The following is a 422-nucleotide window of genomic DNA, read 5'->3' on the forward strand; positions in this document are numbered from 1 at the left end:
CCCCCCCCCCCCCCCGCCAGTCCGGCCCCGATGACGGCGCAGCTGCCGACATCCACTGGGTGACCGATCATGGCGTCGCGCGTGTTCTTGATCGTCCAGCGCGGATTGAACTGGCCGCTCAGGCGGGGGGTGGCTTGAAGCTCAAACCCGCATTGCGTCAAATCAGCGCGCAAGTCAGACACATCCGTCGTGATGGCCAGACTGGTGCCGCGGCGACAGCAGCGTGCCAAGGCCTTGACGGTCCAGATCGTCCAATCCGACACCGCACCGCGGCCTGGATCCAGGTAAACCGAATCGGCGACAAACTGTTGCTCCCGCAGCAGGGCCGTCAAGTCGCCCACGCACAGCGTCAACAAGACCTGACCGCCCGCCAGCGTCAAACGGTGAAAGCCGGGCAACAGCCCGAACCATTGCGGCGCCAG

At 65.9% G+C, this 422-nt stretch carries 1 protein-coding gene; it reads right to left on the reverse strand.

The features are described 5' to 3' along the window. Nucleotides 1–422: MnmC family methyltransferase (locus B3V69_RS03040; protein WP_296443674.1), on the reverse strand; the 422-nt coding region annotated here is incomplete at both ends.

Origin of the sequence: Rhodoferax sp. UBA5149, assembly GCF_002413825.1 — a bacterium.
Taxonomy (GTDB): domain Bacteria; phylum Pseudomonadota; class Gammaproteobacteria; order Burkholderiales; family Burkholderiaceae_C; genus Rhodoferax.